This window comes from Moraxella sp. CTOTU48841 (assembly GCF_032061225.1).
Classification (GTDB): domain Bacteria; phylum Pseudomonadota; class Gammaproteobacteria; order Pseudomonadales; family Moraxellaceae; genus Faucicola; species Faucicola cinerea.
Map to the genome: position 1 here is coordinate 169631 of NZ_DAMBFQ010000002.1, position 22167 is coordinate 191797.

Genomic DNA, 22167 nt, shown 5'->3' on the forward strand with positions numbered 1-22167 from the left:
GTTATCCTTTATTCTTGAATTAAATCTGCAAATTTGGCGTTTACTGCGCCTGCTAAATCTGACGGTGACAACTCAATCTCTAAGCCGCGTCTACCGCCACTACAATAAATGGTTGCAAAGTGTTGTGCCGACTGATCGATGACCGTGGGCAGGCGTTTTTTTTGACCGAGCGGGCTTACCCCACCTAGCACATAGCCTGTGGTACGTTCTACCAATTTGGGGTCTGCCATTTGGGCTTTTTTACTGCCAATGGCCTTGGCGATTTTTTTTAGGTTTAATAAATGCTCAACAGGCAGTATCGCAACAGCGAGTTTGTCATTGTCATCTTGTACCACCAAGGTTTTAAATACCCGCTTAGCTTCAACTTGTAGTTTTTCTGCTGCTTCAAGCCCATAGCTTTCACTATTAGCGTCATGATGGTATTCATGTAATTGGAAGTTGATTTTTAGTTTTTTGGCAAGATTAACGGCAGGTGTCATGGCGGTTTCTTAACAGGGTTTGGTGATTGAACATAGTCATTCATCATAACCAAACTGCGGGTTAAAACAAAGCACATTGGGTATAAAAAACGTATAAAAAAACCAGCCAACTATTTTACTAGTGACTGGATTTAGTGAGAGGCTCGATGCTAGTTTTTGCCTAGGCTTGAATGTATAACCTTGATTTTATAAATGGCGCACTACCTATTAGCTTGCTTTTGAGACCATATAATCAACGGCAGCTTTTACTTCATCATCAGAGGCTTGACTACCGCCTTTGGCTGGCATTACACCGGATTTTCCTTGATAGCCGCCGATGGCGTGTTTATACAGCGTGTCTTTACCTTGCGCAATGCGAGGTGCCCAAGCGGCTTTATCACCAAATTTTGGTGCGCCCATCAAGCCTGCTGTGTGGCAAGTGGTACATACACTACCAAACAATTTTTCGCCAGCATCAGCAGAAACTGGGGTAGCGGCTGCGGTCGTCGTGGTGGCAGCGGCTGAGGCGGCTGTCGGCGGCACAAATGAAGCAGGCTGTGAAGCCACTGGCATAGGATGGTTTGCACGAGCGATTTCACCTTGCTGTGCAGCAATTTCTTCGGTTGGTTTGCTTTCGGCTGACTCATGCTTACTACATGCGCTCATGGTAAGACCCAAGGCAAGCATAAGACTGGCTAGCGTGGCATTGCGTGTTGATATCGGTAGCATAACCTTTTCCTTTCAAATAAGGTGAAATCTAATTTCACATCAATGTATAAATTTTTAATAGCCCTACAAACTGTTTTTGCACGGTAATATTTTGCGTGGTAATGTCGACTGGCAAATGGCTAGTACGACATTTGGCGGTATGTTGTTATCACATGAGAATTAGTGACTATATTAGCATTACTGCGGTATGAATAAAATAACATTTTAAAGCCACCTTGCTAAATCATTACTATCGTTGTGTATTTTGTTACGATGACAGGCAAAATTTTTTTACTGGCTAGATAAAATAGGGCAATTGGCTAGGAGGGGGATTTTTTAATTTAACAGGTTATGAAAAAGCTAAAATTTACATTGACTTACATTCGATATTTAGTTAAAATTCGCACCTATTTTTATCCTAATCTGAGCTGATGCCAAACCATGGGTAGGTTGGCTAATAATCACCTATACAGCCAGATTAATGTTCCTGACCCACTAACCCCGCTTTGTTGATAGCACATTGATTGTCTATCAATCAGCCTAGACTTAAGGAGTCTACATGCCAGCAGTAAAGGTAAAAGAGAACGAACCTGTAGATATCGCAATTCGCCGCTTTAAACGTGCTTGTGAAAAAGCCGGTATTTTAGCAGATGTACGTAAACATGAGTTCTATGAAAAACCAACTCAAGAACGTAAACGCAAAAAAGCAGCTGCGGTAAAACGTTACAAAAAGAAAATGTCACGTGAATCAGTACGCACGACTCGTCTTTACTAAGGTAATTTGTCGCAAGACACCCAATACCAGTAAATGATAAAATCCACTTTGTTAAGTGGATTTTTTTATGCTATGTTGCTAACCACAATTTTAAAAACGCCATTAGCTAACATTAAGGAGCGTTAAAACCATGACTACCATAAAAGACACCCTGACCGATGTGGTCAAAACTGCCATGAAAGCGCGTGAGCTTGAAAAAGTTAAAGTGCTACGCAGCGTACAAGCGGTGATAAAACAAATCGAAATTGACCGCCAAATAACGCTCGATGATGCAGGTGTACTAGACATCTTACAAAAGCAAACCAAGCAGCGCCAAGAGTCGCTCGCGATTTTTGCCGCCAATGGTCGGGAAGATTTGGCACAAAAAGAACAATTTGAGATTGATGCGATTAGTCAATTCTTGCCACAACCCATGAGTGAAGCAGAAATTGCCAATCTGGTAGCTGCTGAAATTGCTGAGCAAGGTGCCACTTCAATGCAGCAAATGGGCGCTGTGATGAATGCGTTAAAAGTCAAAACCGCAGGTCGCGCTGACCCCGCTTTGATTTCAAAGTTGGTCAAAGCGACATTGGCTTAATCCATACATCCTAAAAAAAGCCGTAAGATTTGTGCTTACGGCTTTTTTATTGGGTAAATTGTTACTGATGGGCTTGCATCACTTGAGAAAGCAAGTCTAACGTTTCCACCAACGGCAGTCCAACCACATTGCTATAGCTACCATCAATCGCTTTGACCCACGCAGCGCCCAGCCCTTGAATGGCATAACCGCCAGCTTTGTCTTGTGGTTCGCCCGTATGCCAATAATGCGCCATCATGCTGTCAGTGAGTGCGATAAATTTGACATCGGTTCTCACCACAGTGCGCTCAGCATAATCCATCTGCCATTGACCGTCACGCTGTGCCATGCGGCTCACTTGCACTGCAGTCCATACTTGGTGCGAGGCATTGCTCATTTGCCGCCACATCGCACAAGCATCGGCGAAATCCATAGGTTTTTGTAGCACTGCCCCATCCGGCAATACGCCAATGGTATCGGCGGTAATCACAACACACTCGGTCATAACAGTTGGCAAAACTTGTAAAGCGGCTTGCGCTTTTTGACTCACCATACGCCCAATATAGTCAATCGCCGATTCCTCTGCTAGCGGTGATTCATCAATGCTGACTGCCGCGCAAGTATGTGGCACCGCAACTTGATCTAACAACTCACGCCGCCTCGGTGATGTGGACGCCAAGATAATCGGTATAGTGGCATTAAATTGATACATAATAACTTCTCAATACGCTTATCGCGTATAACGCAGCATGACAGCGACTAATAGTGGCCAAATTAAGGTACTGACGGCAACGGTATAAAGTAATTGGGGTGCAAACACCCCTTGGGTAAATAAATGCAGAAAAATTAACGCAAGTTGATAAATCAGCAAACAGGCGCCTGCAAGCAGCCACACCAAGTTAGAGGACAATTGGCGTAAATAACCACTGACAAATTTGATAAAAAATGCCACCAGCACCGCACATAAGGCTTGTTGACCGATTCGGCTATCTGTGAGTAAATCAGCAAACAAACCAACCACAAACGCCAATCCCATCCCAATCAAAGTCGGTTGAAATATCAGCCAAAAAATCAGCATCATGATCATCCACATCGGACGAAATAGCGCAATCTCTGCCGACAGCGGATACACACTGAGTACCGATGCGATGATAAAACTGATTGCCATCACAATATATAAATGCTGTTTGGTTTTTTTGCGCTGAACGACGACCATAATCGGTGATTTTATACCTTTTGCTGAAGCAGTAAAACATAAGACGTATTGATAAAATTGGCAGCGGGTTTCACCATAATCTTGGCATAGCCCCCCGCTTGCTCGGCTTCTACTTTTGCCACACGCCCAACAGGAAATCCGGCAGGAATACGACCGCCAAGCCCGGATGAAATAAGCTCATCGCCAATGCGTACATCCGATGCCTTAAAGATATAATCTAGCACCAAATACTGCGGATTACCTTTGCCCGACACGATAGCTTTTTGCCCGGTACGTTTGATAGTCACGGCAACCGATTGTTGGTCATCGCTAATTAACACCACACGGCAGGTATCGGGATAAACATTAACGACTTGTCCAAGAATACCGTTTTCATCAACCACCGTTTGCCCGACAATCACCCCGTCTTTGCTGCCTTTATTGATGACCACCATTTGCCGCAGTGGATTGCTATCGGTACCAATCACGTGCGATAACAGCAAATTAAACTGGTCTGGTGTGGTGGCAGATAAAATCCCTTGCAGTCGGGCATTTTGCGCGACAAGATAATCTTGCTGCTGCAACTGCGCTTTGGCATGCACAAGCTCAGCTTTTAACTGGACATTCTCACGGCGTAACGCTTCTTTTTCGGTCATGGTACTATCAAGCCAGCCTGCAAAAAAACTTGGATAAGCCGATACTTGATAGATGGGCTGCATGGCGGCATGGGTCGCGGTACGTACTGGCTGAAACCAACTGCTATTTTTACTATCCAATAACATCAGCACAATCGCCGCAAACACCACAATAAGGGTCTTGCGAATGGCGAGTGGTTGTTGGGTAAAAATGGTAAGTGACATAAGTAACATCCAAGTAAAATCCGTGGCAGTCAATACAGCGCGCGATAACAAGCCATCAGGATAGCAAAAATCTTTTAAAAAAAAGCTATCGTAAAATCATCTTGTCAATAAAGCAATAAAACCGCTATTAAAAAATAGCGGTTAACGGTAACACATCAGTTCACATCAGACAAAAATCATATTCAATGCTTTGTTATTGATAAACTCTAGCGCTTTACCACCCCCACGGCTGACACAAGTCAGTGGGTCTTCGGCTACCGTGACAGGCAAGCCTGTCTCGCGTGAAATCAGCTCATCAAGATTGCGTAATAGTGCGCCACCACCGGTTAATACAATACCACGCTCTGCGATATCGGCTGATAATTCAGGCGGCGTTTGCTCAAGCGCCGCTTTGACACCTGAGATAATACCAGCAATAGGATCGCTTAAGGCTTTTTGGATTTCGGCAGATGTCACCACAAATGACTTAGGCACCCCTTCTGCCATACTACGACCACGCACTTCCACTTCCAAGGGGTTTTCAGGATCTTCAATAGCCGTCCCTACTTCGGTTTTGATGCGTTCAGCCGTGGTTTCACCAATCACACAGCCATGGGTACGGCGGACATGAGTAATAATCGCTTCATCGAACACATCACCGCCGATACGGATGGAGTCGGCATACACGCAGCCTGATAGCGCAATCACCGCAATCTCTGTGGTACCACCACCAATATCCACCACCATCGAACCACTGGCTTCATGCACGGGTAACCCTGCGCCAATCGCAGCTGCCATAGGCTCTTCAAGCAATAAGGCTTTGTTTGCGCCTGCTGATTCAACCGCTTCACGAATCGCACGACGTTCTACCAAGGTTGATTTACAAGGCACACAAACAATCACGTTTGGATTGGCTAAAAAGCGTTTGACTTTCACTTTGTTGATAAAATGCTTGAGCATTTTTTGGGTCACTTCAAAATCGGCAATCACACCGTCTTTGAGTGGACGAATCGCAGTGATATTATCTGGGGTACGACCTAGCATTTGTTTGGCATCAAGACCGACGGCCGCAACGGTAGGATTTTGGGTACGGTTACTACGAAGCGCAACAACCGTTGGTTCATTGAGGACCACACCTTTACCTGGGGTGAAAATTAACGTGTTGGCAGTGCCAAGGTCGATGGCGATATTACTTGATAAAAATCCGAAAAGGCTCATGTATCATTTCCCAGTGATAACAAAACTACACTGCAAGCAAAGCAGAAATTAGCGGGGTGTTTAATCGCACATCGAGTCAACGACGCATTTTTTAAAAGCGTTCATTTAAAAGCTTTTAATACCGATGTTTCTAATGCCTATGTTTTAAAACCACCCTATTTGCCCACTAGCAAAAAATCTCAAGCAAGCTGCTTACAGCCGCTATATTTTACATAAAAAATAGCAAGAAACTCTTAACGATTCACAGTTAAAAGGCTATCTTTTTAGATAAAAAAGGTGACGATGATTTTAAAGAAGTTTAGGCGATAGTGACTTTAATGCGATTAATTTGCGTTTAGTAAGAATAGTGCTAGATTATAGCGGTAAAATATCGCAAAATATAGTGATTTAATCACATTCTATCTTTATTCACGAATTTTTTGTGACAAATTATTTAGGTCACATCACCCTATTTTTTCAAATTTGTTATTAAAAGTAACTAAACTAAAGCAACTGTTTTTATCAGGTTTTATCCTCTTTTATTATAGCCTGTTGCTATAATTGGCTGGTTTAAAATCGCATCGAACATTTGCCTTGTTTGTCCGTTTTTTATTTTTGTTTGTACTTAAGGAAGTCATCATGTCGCAGACGCTTTCAACTGATGAAATTATGAACATCGCAAAACTTGCTCGGCTTGGCGTTAACGCTGAGCAGGCAGATAGTTATGCCAATGACCTAAGCAAAATTCTATCGATGATGGATATTTTGGCAGAGGTCAATACTGACAATATCGCCCCGCTTACCAATGTCCATGATATGACCCAGCCACTGCGTGAAGATGTTATTGGCGGTAATGGGGTCGAAGTCAATCGTGAGCTAAATCAGTCCATTGCGCCGAGCGTCGCTGATGGTCTATACCTTGTGCCACAGGTCATTGAATAAGCCACAGCGCATCGAATAACTTGTCAAATTTTTGTTAATTAATTATAAGTGAAAATTATGTCTGAACTACATACGTTTTCGGTTGCCCAATTGGCGGCAGGTCTAAAAAATAAAGACTTTAGCAGTACCGAACTTACCCAACATTTTCTTAATCGGATTGCCCAGCATGATAAAGCCATCAACAGCTTTATCACGGTCACACCTGAACAAGCGTTAGCGCAAGCCTCTGCCGCTGATAAATTATTGGCAGAAGGCAAAGGTGCAGACTTGACGGGCGTACCACTGGCTCATAAAGACATTTTTTGTACCCAAGGCGTTTTAACCACTTGTGGCTCAAAAATGCTCGAAAACTTTGTGGCGCCTTACAACGCCACCATCGTTGAAAACTGCCAAAATGCAGGCTTAGTCATGCTTGGCAAAACCAGCATGGATGAGTTCGCGATGGGCTCGGACAATGAGTCATCATACTTTGGCGCCGTGCACAACCCTTGGGATATCAGCCGTGTACCAGGCGGTTCATCGGGCGGAAGCGCAGCTGCGGTTGCGGCAGGTTTTGCGCCCTTTGCCACAGGCTCAGATACCGGCGGCTCGATTCGTCAACCTGCGTCATTTTGTGGCTTAACAGGGATTAAGCCAACTTACGGACGTGTTTCACGTTATGGGATGGTGGCGTATGCGTCAAGTTTTGACCAAGCTGGCAGTTTTGGTAAAACCGCAGAAGATTGTGCTTATTTGCTCAACGTGTTATCAGGTCATGACAGCAAAGACTCAACGTCTGCCAACAAAGACGTGCCCGATTTTGTCGCTAGTTTGACCAGCAAACGCCAAGCCAACGCTAGCCATGATAAACTGCTTCAAGGGTTACGCATCGGTATCCCAACCGAATACTTTGCCGATGGCTTAAATAGCGAGGTTAAAGCTGGCGTAGAAGCGGCATTAAAACAATACCAAGCCTTGGGTGCAAGCTTGGTGGATGTGAATTTGACCAAACCTGAAATCACCCTTGCCACTTATTATTTGCTCGCCCCAGCCGAAGCTTCATCTAACTTATCGCGTTATGATGGGGTGCGTTATGGCTACCGCTGTGATAGCCCAAAAAACTTGGAAGATTTATACACCCGCTCTCGTTCTGAAGGCTTTGGTGCCGAAGTACAGCGCCGTATTCTGATGGGTACCTATGCGCTATCAGCGGGTTATTTTGATGCCTATTATGTCAAAGCGCAAAAAGTGCGCCGCCTCATCAGCCAAGATTTTGCCAAAGCCTTTGAAAGCTGTGATGTCATTGCCACCCCAACTGCGCCAACGACGGCTTATAAAATCGGTGCAAGCCTTAGCCCTGCCGAAATTTATATGGGCGATGTTTATACCATTGGCGTGAATTTAGCCGGTTTACCTTCATTAAGCCATCCGGTGGGTTTTGATGATGACAATCTGCCTGTGGGCTTACAGCTGATTGCAAAAGCATGGGACGAAGAGACACTACTGCAAACTGCCGATGCGTATCAGCAAGTCACTGATTTTCACCAACAACTATCACCCATCGCCAAAGCCTAAGGAGCCTTGTTATGACAAACGAAAATAAACCGCAAGCGCCTTTAGTTGATGGCTATGAAGTGGTTATCGGTATCGAAATCCACTGCCAGCTTAATACCAACACCAAAATTTTCTCATCGACTTCAACGCTATTTGGGCAAGAACCCAACACCCAAGCCAATATTGTTGACCTAGCCATGCCAGGGGCGCTGCCTGTACTCAACAAAGATGTGGTAGAAAAAGCGGTGATGTTTGGGCTTGGCGTCAATGCTGAAATTGGCATGATGAACGCCTTTGACCGTAAAAATTATTTTTATCCCGACTTGCCAAAAGGCTACCAAATCAGCCAAATGGCGCACCCGATTGTCGGTACAGGCTATATCGACATCGTGGTCAATGAAGGTGAAAAAAACGAATATCCCAAACGTATTCACATTACCCGTGCTCACTTAGAAGAAGATGCGGGCAAATCGGTGCATGATGCGGTGCCACAAATGACAGGCGTGGATTTAAACCGCGCCGGTACGCCGCTGATTGAAATCGTCTCAGAGCCTGATATGCGCTCAGCTGCTGAGGCGGTTGCCTATGTCAAAGCCATTCACCAGTTGGTCACTTGGCTCGGTATTTCTGATGCCATTATGGCGGAAGGCTCATTCCGTGCCGACTGTAACGTCTCCGTGCGAAAACCCGGTGCGGACTTAGGTACTCGCTGTGAGCTCAAGAACCTCAACTCGTTTCGCTTTATCGAGCGCGCCATCACGGTGGAAATCGAGCGTCAAATTGACTTGATTGAAGACGGCGGCAAAGTCATACAAGCCACTCGCCTATATGATCCCGACAAAGACGAAACGCGCTCAATGCGTACCAAGGAAGAAGCCAACGACTACCGCTACTTCCCAGACCCTGACCTACTACCTGTGCATATTGATACCGCAACTTTTGAACAAATCAAAAACGCCATGCCAGAATTGCCAGTGCCACGTCGTGAGCGTTTTCAATCGGCGCTTGGCTTACCTGAATATGATAGCCGTATTTTAACCGCTAGCCGCTCGCTCGCTGATTACTTTGAGCAAGTAGTGGCAAAAGTCGGTCATGATAACGCCAAACTGGCTGCCAACTGGATAATGGGTGACCTGCTCGGTGCGCTCAACAAAGATGAAAAAACCATTGAGCAAAGCCCGATTTCTGTCGCCCAATTTGCCAAACTGCTAGAGCGTATCAAAGACAATACGCTATCAGGCAAGCTGGCTAAACAAGCCTTTATCGCCCTATTCGCTGGCGAAGGCGGTGACGATGAAACAGCCGTGGATAAAATCATTGCCGATAAAGGTTTGAAACAAGAAACCGATACAGGCGCGATTAAAGCGATTGTCGAAGACGTGTTGAAAAACAACCAAGCGATGGTCGATGAGTACAAGTCAGGTAAAGAAAAAGCCTTTAACGGTCTTGTCGGTCAAGTGATGAAAGCCTCCAAAGGTAAAGCCAACCCGGCTCAAGTTAATCAGCTGTTAAAAGAACTAATTGGATAAGTTGGTATTGCAAATTCTGTCATTTTTGGTAGAATAGTACACCTTTCGGGGCGTAGCGCAGTCTGGTAGCGCACTTGCATGGGGTGCAAGGGGTCGCGAGTTCGAATCCCGCCGTTCCGACCAAATTAAAAAGGCTTACGTTTTCGTAGGCCTTTTTCTTTTTTAAGTTTTTGTTATACCTATTGTCACAGTATTTTTACGTGAATATGAAAATAGTTTTTTTGTTTTGATAGATAATTTTTTGATAAAATTTTCTCACTATTTGGCTGTATTTATTTGACTGTATTTTTGAAAAATCATGAGTTCGAGCATTAAATCATTCCTTGCTAAGTATAAACTGACAAATTTGGCTGCGGCTTTGGTATGGGTGGTTTTACCACTCACTGCGCAAGCCGATAGCGTTCATCGAGCACAAACCAACAAAGATGCGATTGTACGTTCTTGTCCCAATCGTCTATGCCCCGTGGTGCAGACCATGCCCAAAGGCGTCAAGTTTAGCTGGGTATTAGCCAAAAATGGCTTTGTGAACATTGCCGATTCTACCTTGTGGGTATCCACTGCTGACATCAAATAACTGGTTGTATGTTTTCAAATTTTTCTTAAAAAGCCTGTCATGAATATGATGGGCTTTTTTGTTATGATAGTCTAAGCTTAATGTTAAACGAGTCGATTATGTGTTACCCAAGAATCATTATTTCAATAAAAAAACAACAACTTACTTTACATCTGAGCCCCACCCAATCACAAACTTACCCCGTCTCTACTGCCAAAAATGGTATTGGACAACTACAGGATACTGGCTGTACACCGCTCGGTGCGCACCTGATTAGCGAAAAATTTGGTGATAATTTACCTATCAACAGTGTTTTTGTGGCACGTCAATTTACCGGCGAAATTTATGACGATCATTTGGCAACTACATTCCCCAATCGAGACTGGATTTTGACACGGATTTTGTGGTTAGAGGGAAATGAAACGGGCTTTAATAAAGGCGCCAATGAGCAAGGGGTGTGTGATACCAAGGCGCGTTACATTTACATTCATGGGACGCCCAATACCGAGCCGATGGGCATTCCGCTTTCTCATGGCTGTATCCGCATGCGCAATCAAGACATTATCACACTGTATGACCAAGTGGATATTGGTACAGCGGTCGAAATTTTGCCGTAAATTTATCAAAATTAACCTTAATAATATATTAGATAAAATTAATAAATACAATTAATGGTTAAAAAAAATTACAAAATAGTTTTTATTTATTAGTATTTTAGGCATATAATAGCCGTGTCACATCAATCGGCTTTAACTTTAATTAATAAGGTAGATTGATTATCAAATAACAATGAAAAGGAGCTGATTATGTCAGTCGAAACATTACACAATATTGCAGAAACTCGCCGTTCTATCTATATGCTCAATGACCAATTACCTGTCTCAAAAGATGAGGTAGTTAAACTGGTTGAACATGCCGTGTTACATACCCCCTCTTCATTCAACTCACAATCAAGCCGCTTGGTGGTATTGTTTGGTGAAGACCATCAAAAACTTTGGCAAATCACCGAAGATTTGCTACGTGCGATGGTGAATGATGATGAAAAATTCAAATCAACTGCCGATAAAATGGCCATGTTTAAAGCCGGTGCAGGGACTATCTTGTATTTTGAAGACCAATCAGTGGTCAAAGGCTTACAAGAACAATTCCCGCTGTATGCGCATAATTTCCCAGTATGGGCAGAACACACCAGTGCCATGCACCAATATGCGATTTGGAACGCCTTAGCCGCGCTCAACATCGGTGCAAACTTACAGCATTACAATGGCGTGATTGATGAAAAAGTGGCAGAAACATGGAACATCGATAGCAACTGGAAACTTATTGCGCAGATGGTATTTGGTGGTATCGCCGCCCCAGCAGGTGAAAAAACCTTTGAACCTATTGAAAAACGCTTAAAAGTTTACGGAAAATAATTTTTTAATGTGCACTACAATGCATGTGCTAGTGCTAGTGCTAGTGACAGCAAAAAGCCAATATCTGACGGTATTGGCTTTTTTATATAAATTTGATTGCCATTAACTAAAAAATTAGCTCAGTAAAAACCCGACAATATACATCATGTTATCTACTGTCGGTATCGAAATTAGCGGCTAAATGCTGTCATCCATGACTGACCTAACTAGTCATACAGTGATTGACTGATTGGTGCTTTCTGCAGAGGCAATTTTCTTTAATTCACATGCCTACAATCAAGCCAAACTACTACCAAAACTTTGGCGCATTTTTAACCGTTTTTAGACTCACCGCGCATTGCTCGGCACTCGCTTGCTCACGCCCGCTAAACCAACCCACTGCAAATAGTGCATTTGGGTCGGTTTTGGCTTTCTCAAGATAGTTAGCATGACCGACCACATTGTCATTATACTCACCGAGTACGTCTTGTGCAGGCTCTAAGTATTGCAAAAAGGCATTGAGCTTCGTCGCTTTTTTCCCTTTTTTGCCATTAGTTTGGCTGGCAAAAAGCGGCGCAGCAAACTCACTGACATACCGCAGGCTTTTTAGGTCTTTACGCACACCATGCTGGCTTTCTGTATCGAGACTGGCAAACTTATCACTCGCCACGGCAATCGCGGTAAATAGTTTTTCCAACTTTTTGGCAACAGTGGCTTTGGCTTTTGGATTATCCGCAGGTACGGGCAAATGGGTAAAACCAATCAGCTCTAACAACAGAATTTGAAAATCATTGGCTCTGACGGCATCAATCGGCATGATATCGACTGCCGTTGACCACTCGACATGCGGTGCACCGACTGATTCTAGTAGGGGCTGGGTTTTTATTTGCAAGATTTCTTTATCACGATATTCCCCTAATAGGCTAAAGGTTTGTTTGAGTACCATCAGCCAAGTTGGGTCGATATAATCTGGGGCAAATTTGAAGTGTTTGAGGGCAGTACGCAAACGCCGAATACCGACACGCAGTTGATGTACTAAGTTGCCATCGGGACTGCCTTCAGCAATTGCAGAGGCATTGGGCAAAATCTGCACGAGGCAGTTATTGACCACTGCCTGCAAAAACGCAAATTGGCTGATGCCTTTGTGTAATTGCAGTACAGCCAAATCCGCTTTGACAGGCTGGGCAAATTGCTTATTCGCGAGTAGCAGACCACCCCGCTGGGCTTTGGTAACGGTTGATAAATATAATTTGTATTTCTTACACCAAGTTTTAGCCACCTCAATCAAATCACTTGGGTCACCTTCAAGGAGTTCAAATTCAATTTCATGAATATCCGATTGGGTTAACCCATGATTATTCGCGGATTTTCGTGAGGTTAGGCTACCTATGCCAACCTTGCCGATATCATAAGCGATTTCGATGCGGCTGTTATTTTTCTTAATTTGGCGAGAAGTGCGTTGGACATCGGTAAAATATTGCACGGTTAAGGCTTGTGCAAGCTGGTCGAGCGGCATGATGCTAGTCAACTGCGCTACGACTGTTGGCTCTGTAATCAGTGAAACATCGGGCACAAGGCTACTAACATCAAGGGTATCTGGCGTACCCGTCAGGCTCAGCACGGTATTGAGCTCAACGCGTTTGGCAACGCCATCACCGGCTGTTTTGAGGGTTTGTACCCACTGGCTGTCTTCAAAGCGGATACGCAGGGCAATGCCTTTTTTGGCAAGATGTTGATTGGGGGTATCAAAATAATACGCCGATAGCCGCTGTTGCCGCGCAGTTTTGGTGTCGATGTTTTTTCTTAAGACGCTTTGTTGATAGCTTGGGACAGCAAACTTGAGTTCTAGTTCGTGCATGATGGTGTCGATTAACCTATATAGCTAACGGATAAAACACCATCATAGCACAACTTTGCTTTTTAAAAATAACCACTTGGCTCATTTGTTGTTGGTAAAATTTTAAAGCATTTAAAAAATGACCTATGATAAGTGATGGCCAGTTATGCAATCACATCCAAACCTTCTTTTTTGAGCGATGTAAAGTCAGGTATTGATATAAAAAAAATCCATTTTAAGCTATCATAACCGCAAAATTTTGATGAATTTTGTAATAAATATTTACACTGACCCTCGATTAAATAGGTTTTTTAATAAATGTCAAACGCTACCGCTGACCAAACATCGTCTTCGCAACTCACCAAAAACCCAAGCAAAAAAATCAAACCCACCGCGCGGGTGCGTAAACGTTTGCAAGACGCCCCACCCGTTACCCTAACAGTGACCAACCTTGCTCATGACGGACGTGGCGTGGCAAGTTACGGTGGCCAACCCGACCATCACCTCGATAAACATGGCAAAAAAGTATTCGTCAGCTTTGCGCTGCCCAACGAGACCGTGAGCGTCAAAATCACAGGTTCACGTAAAAGCATGGAAGAAGGTGACGCGGCTCTCGTGTTGGCAAACCCAAACCCTGAACGCACGACCCCGCCTTGCCCGCATTTTGGGGTGTGTGGTGGCTGTAGCTTACAGCACTGGCAACCCGATGGGCAGATTCAATTTAAACAATCGGTACTGGCAGAGCTGCTCGAACACCAAGCCCATATCCAGCCTGAAAACTGGCTTCCCCCATTGGTGGCTGACCGTTTGGGCTACCGCACCAAGGCACGTATGGGCGTGCGCTATGTCGAGAAAAAAGGCACAGCATTGGTCGGTTTTCGTGAGCGCGCTAGCAATTTTTTGGCAAATTTAAACGAATGCCATGTGCTTGACCCGCGTATCGGCTTTGAAATTGAGAACTTAAAAGCGCTTATTAGCTCGCTTGACGCCCGTGACCATATTCCACAGCTTGAGTTAGCGATGGGTGAAACGCTTGATGATGTTATCGATAGCAAAAAATCCATCGCCGTCATTGTCCGTCACATGGTGGATTTAGGTGAACATGATATCGCAAAACTGCAAGCTTTTTTTGCAGAGCGTAACTGGCAGTTATTTTTACAGCCCAAAGGTAGCGACACGGTACATCGTATTGACCCATTATATGAAAATAATCCCCATGCGCGCCCATCAAGCTTGACCGTGCCACCGACGGGCGGTTTGTTTTATCGGTTGCCCGAGTTTGATGTGACGTTTGAATTCTCGCCACTGGATTTTACCCAAGTCAATTTGTCAGTCAATCGTAAAATGACCAAGCTGGCAATTGATTTGTTAGAATTGAAGCCAGGCGAGCGAGTGCTTGATTTGTTTTGCGGTTTGGGCAATTTTAGTCTGCCACTGGCGCGTCAAGTGGGTGATACAGGCTTTGTGATTGGGGTGGAAGGTAGCAGTGAGATGACCGAACGCGCCAAAATGAATGCCACCGCCAACGGCTTGCACCATACCGACTTTTTTGCCCAAGATTTAACCAAAGATTTTTCTGCTGAGCCTTGGGTTGGGCAAGTCGATGCACTGCTGATTGACCCACCCCGCTCAGGCGCCTTAGAAGTGATGCAGTATCTGGATAAATTCAATGCCAAACGCATCGTGTATGTGTCGTGCAATCCGATTACGCTTGCCCGCGATACCGCTGTGCTGCTTGACAAAGGCTATAAACTCACCCACGCGGGCGTGATGGATATGTTCTGCCATACAGGGCATGTGGAAAGCATTGCACGCTTTGAGAAACGCTAAAATTTGGCTTTACTCATACAATTTAAATAGCGTACGTTGACTTTGTCGGCGTACCATTTGGTATTGTAATCGCGGCTGAGTTTTGCCCCAGAAATCACCACTTGTGGCATGATGGCGGCAGGGGCATTTTTGCCAGTTTTCATTTTGTAAAGACTACCAATGGTGCGGTAGGTTTCGGTATTTTCAAAATCTTGGCTTTTTTCTTTTGCCAAATCCATACGTATTTGCCGTTCTGTTAGGCTAATCATGCCTTGTTGTATCATTGATATCAGCGCCTGCTCACTTTGGCTGATATTGGCACTGATTTTATTGCCTTTTTCATAAATCAATAAATCGCCATCATAGTCTATTTCGGCTTTGGATAACTCTTTTAGCATTTTTTGAAAAGCGGCATTACGGCTAGAATACATCCCTGAATTGTAGTCAGCAAAGCGATAAATCGGGTCTTGATAATTGGCTTTGTACAGTAGTAAGCGATGGATACCATAGTACAATCCGCCATATTGGCTATATAGGTCTTTACGCAGTTCAAGGTTATTGCCATTCATACGGCGATGGTCACGCGCATAACTTACTTGCACCTGCATTGAGCCTAACGTGGTAATCGGGTCTAATTTTTCTTCGATATCCCCGCCCACCAATTTGGTGACGCTGTTCAGCTTGCTGGCATAATATTTGCTTGAAAAATACGCAAACATCTGATGATAGATGTCGTCAAGTTCTTCTTCGGTTTTGACTTTAGCGATTTGTTTTTCAAAGCTGTTGTCAGGCGTGGGCTCAGTTTTTAACATGGTGCGAAAATATGGCGCTAGCGTTGAGCCTAATTTTTCTTCCAACTCCTCATTCATCGCTTTTAGGCTTGATTGCCCCAAATTCGGGACGGGCGGATTGGCTTTAAAATTAGACTCTTGGTCGATAATGGCGACAGCGGTACAAATATTTTGCGCATTTTTTTCTATTTTTAGGGTATCAAATATTTGGTTGATGTCTTGTGCCCAGCTTTTGCTATCTTGTCCACGTTTGGGAATCAGTTTGGCAATTTGTTTGGCACCAACGGGCGAGTTAGCGTCGGTTTGCGTTTGAAAATAATCACACCCTGTCAACCCAAGCGATAAAGTCAGCGTTATCGCCAACATTGACAGGGTTTTACCAAAGTTCGCAAGGCTTATTGCGCGGGTCATGGTAAAATCTGACGCTATAGTAGTCGCATTTGTAACAAAATGAGATGGTAATTTCATTAAACTCACCTATACTGAACAAGATAGTTTTATCTTAATTTGGATTGAGCTTCACTCAAATCGCTGATTGGGTCGTTGCCTAACACTCATTTGAGTGATACAAAAATTTTATCGACGGGTTGACTTGCAATTGTTTGCGAATAGACACATCTTAATAAAATTAACACATGAGTAAGCGTAATAAAGTTAGTGTTAAATGGCTAAACATGGGCAACCCTAAAACGGTTAAGATATATAAAGTGACTATGGCATTTGCTTTATTTTAACGTTTAACATTTATTTTAAGGCTTAACACGCCCAAAACCAACGCACTATCATAGCTAAAACGCGCTGCTATAGCGACTACTCTGTCATATTTTATTATTGCTAGCGCAGTATCAAATCAAACTTAATCACACAAAAATTCACAGGGAAAGTGAGTTGATAATTTTAAATGAACAAGGTTAGTTTTTTTGCTCTTTGAGGAATTTGGTAAGTAAGGTGTAGAATTGACATGGTAAAAATACGAGAAAGTTTGCCGCTATTGGATGGAAAAGACGTTGATCATGATAGTACCACGATGATTGCGAGTATTACTGCCAGCCAGCGTCATTTCACCCATACTGACTTGCCCATTGTCTCTGAGCCTGCCAGCCACATCATCGATGAGCATACCATTGATACCGAAGCTTGGCTGGCATCGATGGCAAAACGCGCCCATCTCACCGAGCTGCCTGAGCTGACCAAAGCCTGTCAACTGCTCAAAAATCAAGATTTAAGTACCGAAAGCAACCGCTCTAATGCGTTTTTGACTGGGATTGGGATTGCCGATATTTTGGGTTATCTGTACCAAGATGAAGCCACGCTCGTTGCTGCGATGTTATATCGTGCCGCGCGTATCCAAATTTTTACCCCCAAACAAATCCAAGCCACCTTTGGCGATGAAGTCGCAGAGCTGGTTCAAGAGACCCTAGCGCTGGGGCGACTGTCGGATTTGATAGAGAACAACAAGCGCTTAGAAGACCACTTTAATAACAACCAGCGCGAGCAGTTATCGGGCATTTATAATATGCTCATCTCCATGACCAACGATGTGCGCGTGGTGCTAATCAAATTGGCTGAGCGTACTTTTGCGATGCGAGAGCTGTCGTATGCCAGTCCAGAGCGTCAGCAACGCGTCGCGCGTGAGGTCATGACAATTTACGCGCCGCTAGCGCATCGTATGGGTATTGCACAGCTTAAATGGGAGCTTGAGGACTTATCGTTTCGTTATCTTGCGCCTGATCGCTACAAAGAAATCGCCAAATTACTCTCCGAAAAACGTAGCGAGCGCGAAACCTATATCGACCGGGTTGCCCAACAACTGCGCGAGGCGTTAGCTGCACAAGGGATTGACGGGGAAATCACTGGTCGTGTCAAACACATCTATTCGATTTATCGTAAGATGAAACTCAAATCACTGTCGTTTGACCAATTATATGATATCCGCGCATTGCGGGTACTGGTGCATAACAATGCCGATTGTTATCACGTATTGGGGCTGGTACATGGTTTATGGCGCTATATTCCCGAACAGTTTGATGACTATATCACCAACCCAAAAACCAATGGCTATCGCTCGCTACATACCGCGGTGATTGCCGAGAACAAATCGCTGGAAGTACAAATTCGTACCTTTGACATGCACTATGAAGCCGAACTTGGCATGTGTGCACACGTCAACTATAAAGAAGGCACCAAAAACAAAAAAGACGACTATCTAACCAAAAAAATCAGCTCACTGCGTCAGTTATTGCTCAATCAAGAAAATGCTGACAATCATGACCCCTTAAAATTTGTATTAGATAAACATGTTGAGCATGAGCATGGCGAGCTCGATGAAGAAGAACAAGTCGTTGATTTTGGTGAATTTGAGCGGATTTATGTGTTTAGTCGTGATGGTGATATCATCGAATTGCCCAAAGGCTCAACTGTGCTCGATTTTGCCTATCATGTGCATACCCATGTCGGCAATCGCGCCCAAGCCGCCCGAGTCAACAAACGCTATGTGCCGCTCACCTATCAGCTCAAAACAGGCGAGCAAGTTGAGATTATTACCAAGCAATCACGCGAGCCAAACCGTGATTGGCTCGTGGCATCCTTAGGTTATATCAATACCAGTCGCGCTCGCAGCAAACTGCGCCAATGGTTTAATAAGCAAGACCGTGATAAAAATATCGAAACAGGTAAGCACATATTAACCAAAGAATTGGCGCGCATGTCGGTGCACCCTAACAGTATCGATTTAAATGATTACGTCAAATTTTTTAATGCCAAAAACAGTGATGATATTTTGGTAGGGCTAGTCAATGGCAACGTTGAATTGCATAATTTGACCGGTCATATCAGTCGTCATCTAGATTTAGAGCCCGAAGTCACTGATACCGAGCTTATCCCCAGCATTCACCCCAAAGCCACAGGCAAGCTAGATGCATATAAAATCGAAGTCGATGGCTTGGATAACATCGCTATTCACTTGGCAAATTGCTGCTCGCCCGTGCAAGGTGAGCCAATTGCGGGTTATATCACTCAGTCCAATGGCGTATCCGTCCACCGCAGTGATTGCGTCGAATACGAGCGACTAGTAGAGCGGGAGCCTGAACGCGCTATTAGTGCCGCTTGGTATGGCAATAAAGGCAAAAGCCAATTGGTAAAAATATACCTTGAATCGTATGACAGGCGTGGCTTACTCAAAGACCTAACCCACATCATCGACCAAGAAAACGTCAATATCCGTCAGGTTGATACCCTAAGTGGCAATGATGATATCGCGCGGTTAAATTTTACCATAGAAGTGACGGGGTTAAGTCAGTTATCCAAACTGCTGGCAAAACTAGAGCAGCAACATGGTATTATCTTGGCGCGTCGTATCGTCAATAACAAGTCTTAATGCTTTAAATAGGAGTCACGCGGCACATGCCAGAATTGCCCGAAGTGCAGACCACAGCGACGAGTCTGCAACCTTTGCTCAATCAAACCGTTGAAAAAGTTAGCGTCTTTCAGCCCAAATTGCGCTGGGCGGTGCCTGATGACTTGGTAAGTTTGGTAGATTATCAACTTATCGACATTGAGCGCCGAGCCAAATATCTGATTCTTACCTTTAAAGGGGCTGCGGCGCAAAAAAAACTGCTCATTCACTTGGGGATGTCGGGTAGCTTACAGCAGCATCCTGTGGGGTTTGACAAGCGTAAACACGATCACGTGATTTTGACGTTTAATAATGGCAAAAAACTCACCCAACTGCATTATCATGACCCACGGCGGTTTGGCATGTTACTGTGGCTGGATGACTATGAAGACAAGCTGATTACCCATTTGGGTGTAGAGCCATTGTCAGAAGATTTTAGCGCTGACTATCTATATCACCATATCCATAATCGCAAAAAAACGATTGAGCGCCCCATCAAATCGTTGATTATGGCGCAAGAGATTGTGGTCGGTGTGGGCAATATCTATGCAACCGAAAGCCTATTTTTATCAAAAATTCATCCGCTGACCCCTGCCCATCTTATCAGCCATGAACAGCTGACCACCTTGGTCGCCCATATTCGACAAGTCCTACAAACATCGATTGAAAAAGGCGGCTCAACGTTAAAAGATTTTACCGTAGCCGATGGACAAACGGGGTATTTTCAGCAGACGTTATTGGTGTATGGGCATAAAGGCGGTGATTGTCCGAGCTGTGGCACTACCATTGAAAACGTCAAAATAAATCAACGGGCGAGCACGTTCTGTCCCACTTGCCAGCCGCTGATAACCCACAAAAAAACAGTGAAAAAACTGCTTAAAAAACCACTCAAAAAATAACCGCTCTCCCTTAACGTAAAAAAACCTGCGACAAAGACAATTTTACTTGATAATTCTTGGCAAAATTGATGTAATGTTCCTGAACTATTCAGCAACAACCTAGCAAAACTTGTTAGGTACAACCTGTCAGTCAACCCCAGTTATTTGGTTATCTAGTTGCCTAATTATTTATTTATTTATTTAGTTAGCTAGCTAGTTACCTCGTTAATGGGGGCTTGCTGCCAGTTAGGAACCTGCTATGAAACTATTAAATACAATTGCGTCAGCCGTAGCCTTGATGGTTGCAACGACGACTTGCAGCTTTGCCGCTACCGAAATTGATGAAAAAGATTTTGGTCCAACCTATGGCTCCATGGTCGCTGATACCATTGTGGGTAAGCCATTGGGTGCATTGGCAGTGGTGGGTGGCGTGGTAACGGCGATTGCCAGTATGCCATTTACCATCTATAACGATGAAATCGATCAGGTAGAACGTAAGCTGATTCTTGAGCCACTGGCGGCACTCGATCGCTGCTTGGGCTGTACCCCTGCTGAAGACCAATATTTTCGCTCACAGCGCCCTAATAATAACCAAGTGCGCGTCACCGTTGATGGACCTTCTGAGATTTTAATCGACACCAACCAAAAAGTTGTCGTTAAAACCCCTTAGTTTTTTCGTCAACGATTCAAGCAAGCAATTAGCCGCCGCTGATTGCTTTTTTTATGACTGTTATGTTCATGATAACTTTTTTGCACCCATAAATTGTTTGCTATAGTCGCTTTTAAACGAGTCTCCTCGTCATTTGTCAAAATTTGGCTGAGTGTTCGTATAAGCTTGTATAAAAAGTTGATTACCAAGGAAGATAACAGTCATGTCGAACCTAAACCTAAAAACACCGTCAGCATTAGCCACACACACTACACAGGAAACCATTCAAATAGCCACCAAACACCCTGCCACACTGGCGGCGACTGTGTTTCGACCCGATACCGTTAAAGCCGCCGTGATGATTGCGCCCGCAACAGGTATCAAACGCCAGTTTTATCAAAATTTTGCGCAGTATTTAATGGAGCATGGGTATGGCGTCATCAGCTATGACAATGAAGATATTGGCGAGTCGATGCAAGGCGACCTCAAGCACTCTAATGCGTCATTGATTAGTTGGGGACGCTACGATATGACTGCGGTGCTTGATAGGCTGATTCAAGAGTTTCCCAATACCACCTATCATCTGGTTGGTCACAGCGCAGGCGGTCAATTATTTGGCTTGATGCCCAATCATCACAAGTTCACATCCGTGTTTAACGTTGCCTGTTCGTCGGGGCAAATTCGTAATATGGCGATGCCATATCGTGCCAAAGCCATGTGGTTTATGGATGTATTTATTCCTGTGTCCAATGTGTTGTTTGGCTATACCCAATCAAGCAAGATTGGCATGGGCGAAGACTTGCCCAAAAACGTCGCCAAACAGTGGCGAGATTGGTGCAATGGCGCAGGCTATATCAAAACTGCCTTCGGTAAAACCGTAAAAAAACACTACTATGATGACGTCAAATTACCGGCACTGTGGCTCAATGCGCCCGATGATGATATCGCCAATGATAAGAATGTCGCCGATATGATTCGGGTGTTTCCTAACATGCAAGCCACCACCAAAACACTACAGCCCAAAGATTATGGCTTACAGCATATCGGTCATATGAAGTTTTTTAGCCGACAAAACCAGCTACTTTGGCAGCAAACCCTTGATTGGTTGCACCAACATGGGTAATTAAACA

At 44.3% G+C, this 22167-nt stretch carries 21 protein-coding genes and 1 tRNA gene; 14 read left to right on the plus strand and 8 right to left on the minus strand.

The window, feature by feature from the left end; translation table 11 throughout:
* Positions 1-8: 8 nt before the first annotated feature.
* Both ybaK and RT034_RS03555 read right to left on the minus strand, forming a co-directional pair.
* A complete protein-coding gene (ybaK, locus tag RT034_RS03550) occupies positions 9-479 on the minus strand; it encodes a Cys-tRNA(Pro) deacylase (protein ID WP_239743112.1) in 471 nt (156 codons plus the stop codon).
* 207 nt (positions 480-686) lie between these two features.
* Entirely contained in the window at positions 687-1187 is a 501-nt protein-coding gene (locus tag RT034_RS03555) for a c-type cytochrome (protein ID WP_313013758.1), read from the minus strand.
* 538 nt (positions 1188-1725) lie between these two features.
* On the opposite strand from RT034_RS03555, the gene rpsU reads away from it, so the two are divergent.
* Both rpsU and RT034_RS03565 read left to right on the plus strand, forming a co-directional pair.
* Positions 1726-1941 (plus strand): 30S ribosomal protein S21, encoded by a 216-nt coding sequence (rpsU, locus tag RT034_RS03560; protein ID WP_007115522.1) that lies wholly within the window; start codon positions 1726-1728, stop codon positions 1939-1941.
* A 130-nt stretch (positions 1942-2071) separates the two neighbouring features.
* Positions 2072-2518: a GatB/YqeY domain-containing protein gene (locus tag RT034_RS03565; RefSeq protein WP_313013761.1), complete on the plus strand. Its 447-nt coding sequence runs from the start codon at positions 2072-2074 to the stop codon at positions 2516-2518.
* Between the two features lie 61 nt (positions 2519-2579).
* Here RT034_RS03565 and RT034_RS03570 read toward each other — a convergent pair whose 3' ends face one another.
* The 4 genes from RT034_RS03570 to RT034_RS03585 form a co-directional block, all read right to left on the minus strand.
* On the minus strand, positions 2580-3209 hold the full coding sequence (locus RT034_RS03570) for a Maf family protein (RefSeq protein WP_313013763.1): 630 nt from the start codon (positions 3207-3209) through the stop codon (positions 2580-2582).
* 18 nt (positions 3210-3227) lie between these two features.
* Positions 3228-3713 carry a rod shape-determining protein MreD gene (gene mreD / locus RT034_RS03575; RefSeq protein WP_159676651.1) on the minus strand — a complete coding sequence of 162 codons (486 nt, stop codon included), beginning with the start codon at positions 3711-3713 and terminating at the stop codon, positions 3228-3230.
* Between the two features lie 11 nt (positions 3714-3724).
* Positions 3725-4552: a rod shape-determining protein MreC gene (gene mreC / locus RT034_RS03580; RefSeq protein ID WP_313013767.1), complete on the minus strand. Its 828-nt coding sequence runs from the start codon at positions 4550-4552 to the stop codon at positions 3725-3727.
* Positions 4553-4717: 165 nt separating this feature from the next.
* A complete protein-coding gene (locus RT034_RS03585) occupies positions 4718-5749 on the minus strand; it encodes a rod shape-determining protein (protein WP_065253383.1) in 1032 nt (343 codons plus the stop codon).
* Positions 5750-6367: 618 nt separating this feature from the next.
* Between RT034_RS03585 and gatC the strand changes: the two genes are divergently transcribed.
* The 7 genes from gatC to RT034_RS03620 all read left to right on the plus strand — a co-directional run bounded on the left by gatC (position 6368) and on the right by RT034_RS03620 (position 11700).
* Positions 6368-6670 (plus strand): Asp-tRNA(Asn)/Glu-tRNA(Gln) amidotransferase subunit GatC, encoded by a 303-nt coding sequence (gene gatC / locus RT034_RS03590; RefSeq protein ID WP_076775185.1) that lies wholly within the window; start codon positions 6368-6370, stop codon positions 6668-6670.
* A 57-nt stretch (positions 6671-6727) separates the two neighbouring features.
* On the plus strand, positions 6728-8224 hold the full coding sequence (gene gatA, locus RT034_RS03595; protein ID WP_313013774.1) for an Asp-tRNA(Asn)/Glu-tRNA(Gln) amidotransferase subunit GatA: 1497 nt from the start codon (positions 6728-6730) through the stop codon (positions 8222-8224).
* 11 nt (positions 8225-8235) lie between these two features.
* The gene (gene gatB, locus RT034_RS03600) at positions 8236-9732 is read left to right on the plus strand and encodes an Asp-tRNA(Asn)/Glu-tRNA(Gln) amidotransferase subunit GatB (RefSeq protein ID WP_313013776.1); all 1497 of its coding nucleotides are present in this window, start codon (positions 8236-8238) and stop codon (positions 9730-9732) included.
* A gap of 46 nt (positions 9733-9778) precedes the next feature.
* Positions 9779-9855: transfer RNA gene (locus tag RT034_RS03605), tRNA-Pro, on the plus strand.
* 175 nt (positions 9856-10030) lie between these two features.
* Complete coding sequence (locus RT034_RS03610; protein WP_313013779.1) at positions 10031-10306, plus strand: hypothetical protein; 276 nt, start codon at positions 10031-10033, stop codon at positions 10304-10306.
* 98 nt (positions 10307-10404) lie between these two features.
* Positions 10405-10902, plus strand: coding sequence for a L,D-transpeptidase (locus RT034_RS03615; RefSeq protein ID WP_050324647.1), 498 nt, complete (start codon positions 10405-10407; stop codon positions 10900-10902).
* Between the two features lie 189 nt (positions 10903-11091).
* A complete protein-coding gene (locus RT034_RS03620; protein WP_050324646.1) occupies positions 11092-11700 on the plus strand; it encodes a nitroreductase family protein in 609 nt (202 codons plus the stop codon).
* 289 nt (positions 11701-11989) lie between these two features.
* On the opposite strand, the gene RT034_RS03625 is transcribed toward RT034_RS03620, so the two are convergent.
* The gene (locus tag RT034_RS03625) at positions 11990-13537 is read right to left on the minus strand and encodes a CYTH and CHAD domain-containing protein (RefSeq protein WP_313013783.1); all 1548 of its coding nucleotides are present in this window, start codon (positions 13535-13537) and stop codon (positions 11990-11992) included.
* Positions 13538-13834: 297 nt separating this feature from the next.
* On the opposite strand from RT034_RS03625, the gene rlmD reads away from it, so the two are divergent.
* Positions 13835-15346: a 23S rRNA (uracil(1939)-C(5))-methyltransferase RlmD gene (gene rlmD, locus RT034_RS03630; protein ID WP_313013785.1), complete on the plus strand. Its 1512-nt coding sequence runs from the start codon at positions 13835-13837 to the stop codon at positions 15344-15346.
* Here the strand turns inward: rlmD and RT034_RS03635 are convergent.
* On the minus strand, positions 15343-16527 hold the full coding sequence (locus RT034_RS03635) for a DUF1615 family protein (protein ID WP_313014136.1): 1185 nt from the start codon (positions 16525-16527) through the stop codon (positions 15343-15345). The two genes, rlmD and RT034_RS03635, sit on opposite strands and share 4 nt — an antisense overlap.
* A gap of 550 nt (positions 16528-17077) precedes the next feature.
* Here RT034_RS03635 and RT034_RS03640 point away from each other — a divergent pair.
* The 4 genes from RT034_RS03640 to RT034_RS03655 all read left to right on the plus strand — a co-directional run bounded on the left by RT034_RS03640 (position 17078) and on the right by RT034_RS03655 (position 22160).
* Entirely contained in the window at positions 17078-19492 is a 2415-nt protein-coding gene (locus tag RT034_RS03640; RefSeq protein ID WP_313013788.1) for a RelA/SpoT family protein, read from the plus strand.
* Between the two features lie 26 nt (positions 19493-19518).
* Positions 19519-20409, plus strand: a complete 891-nt coding sequence (gene mutM / locus RT034_RS03645) for a bifunctional DNA-formamidopyrimidine glycosylase/DNA-(apurinic or apyrimidinic site) lyase (protein WP_313013790.1) — start codon at positions 19519-19521, stop codon at positions 20407-20409.
* A gap of 238 nt (positions 20410-20647) precedes the next feature.
* On the plus strand, positions 20648-21058 hold the full coding sequence (locus tag RT034_RS03650; RefSeq protein WP_128681680.1) for a hypothetical protein: 411 nt from the start codon (positions 20648-20650) through the stop codon (positions 21056-21058).
* 202 nt (positions 21059-21260) lie between these two features.
* Positions 21261-22160, plus strand: a complete 900-nt coding sequence (locus RT034_RS03655) for an alpha/beta hydrolase family protein (RefSeq protein WP_313013795.1) — start codon at positions 21261-21263, stop codon at positions 22158-22160.
* The last annotated feature ends 7 nt before the right edge of the window (positions 22161-22167 follow it).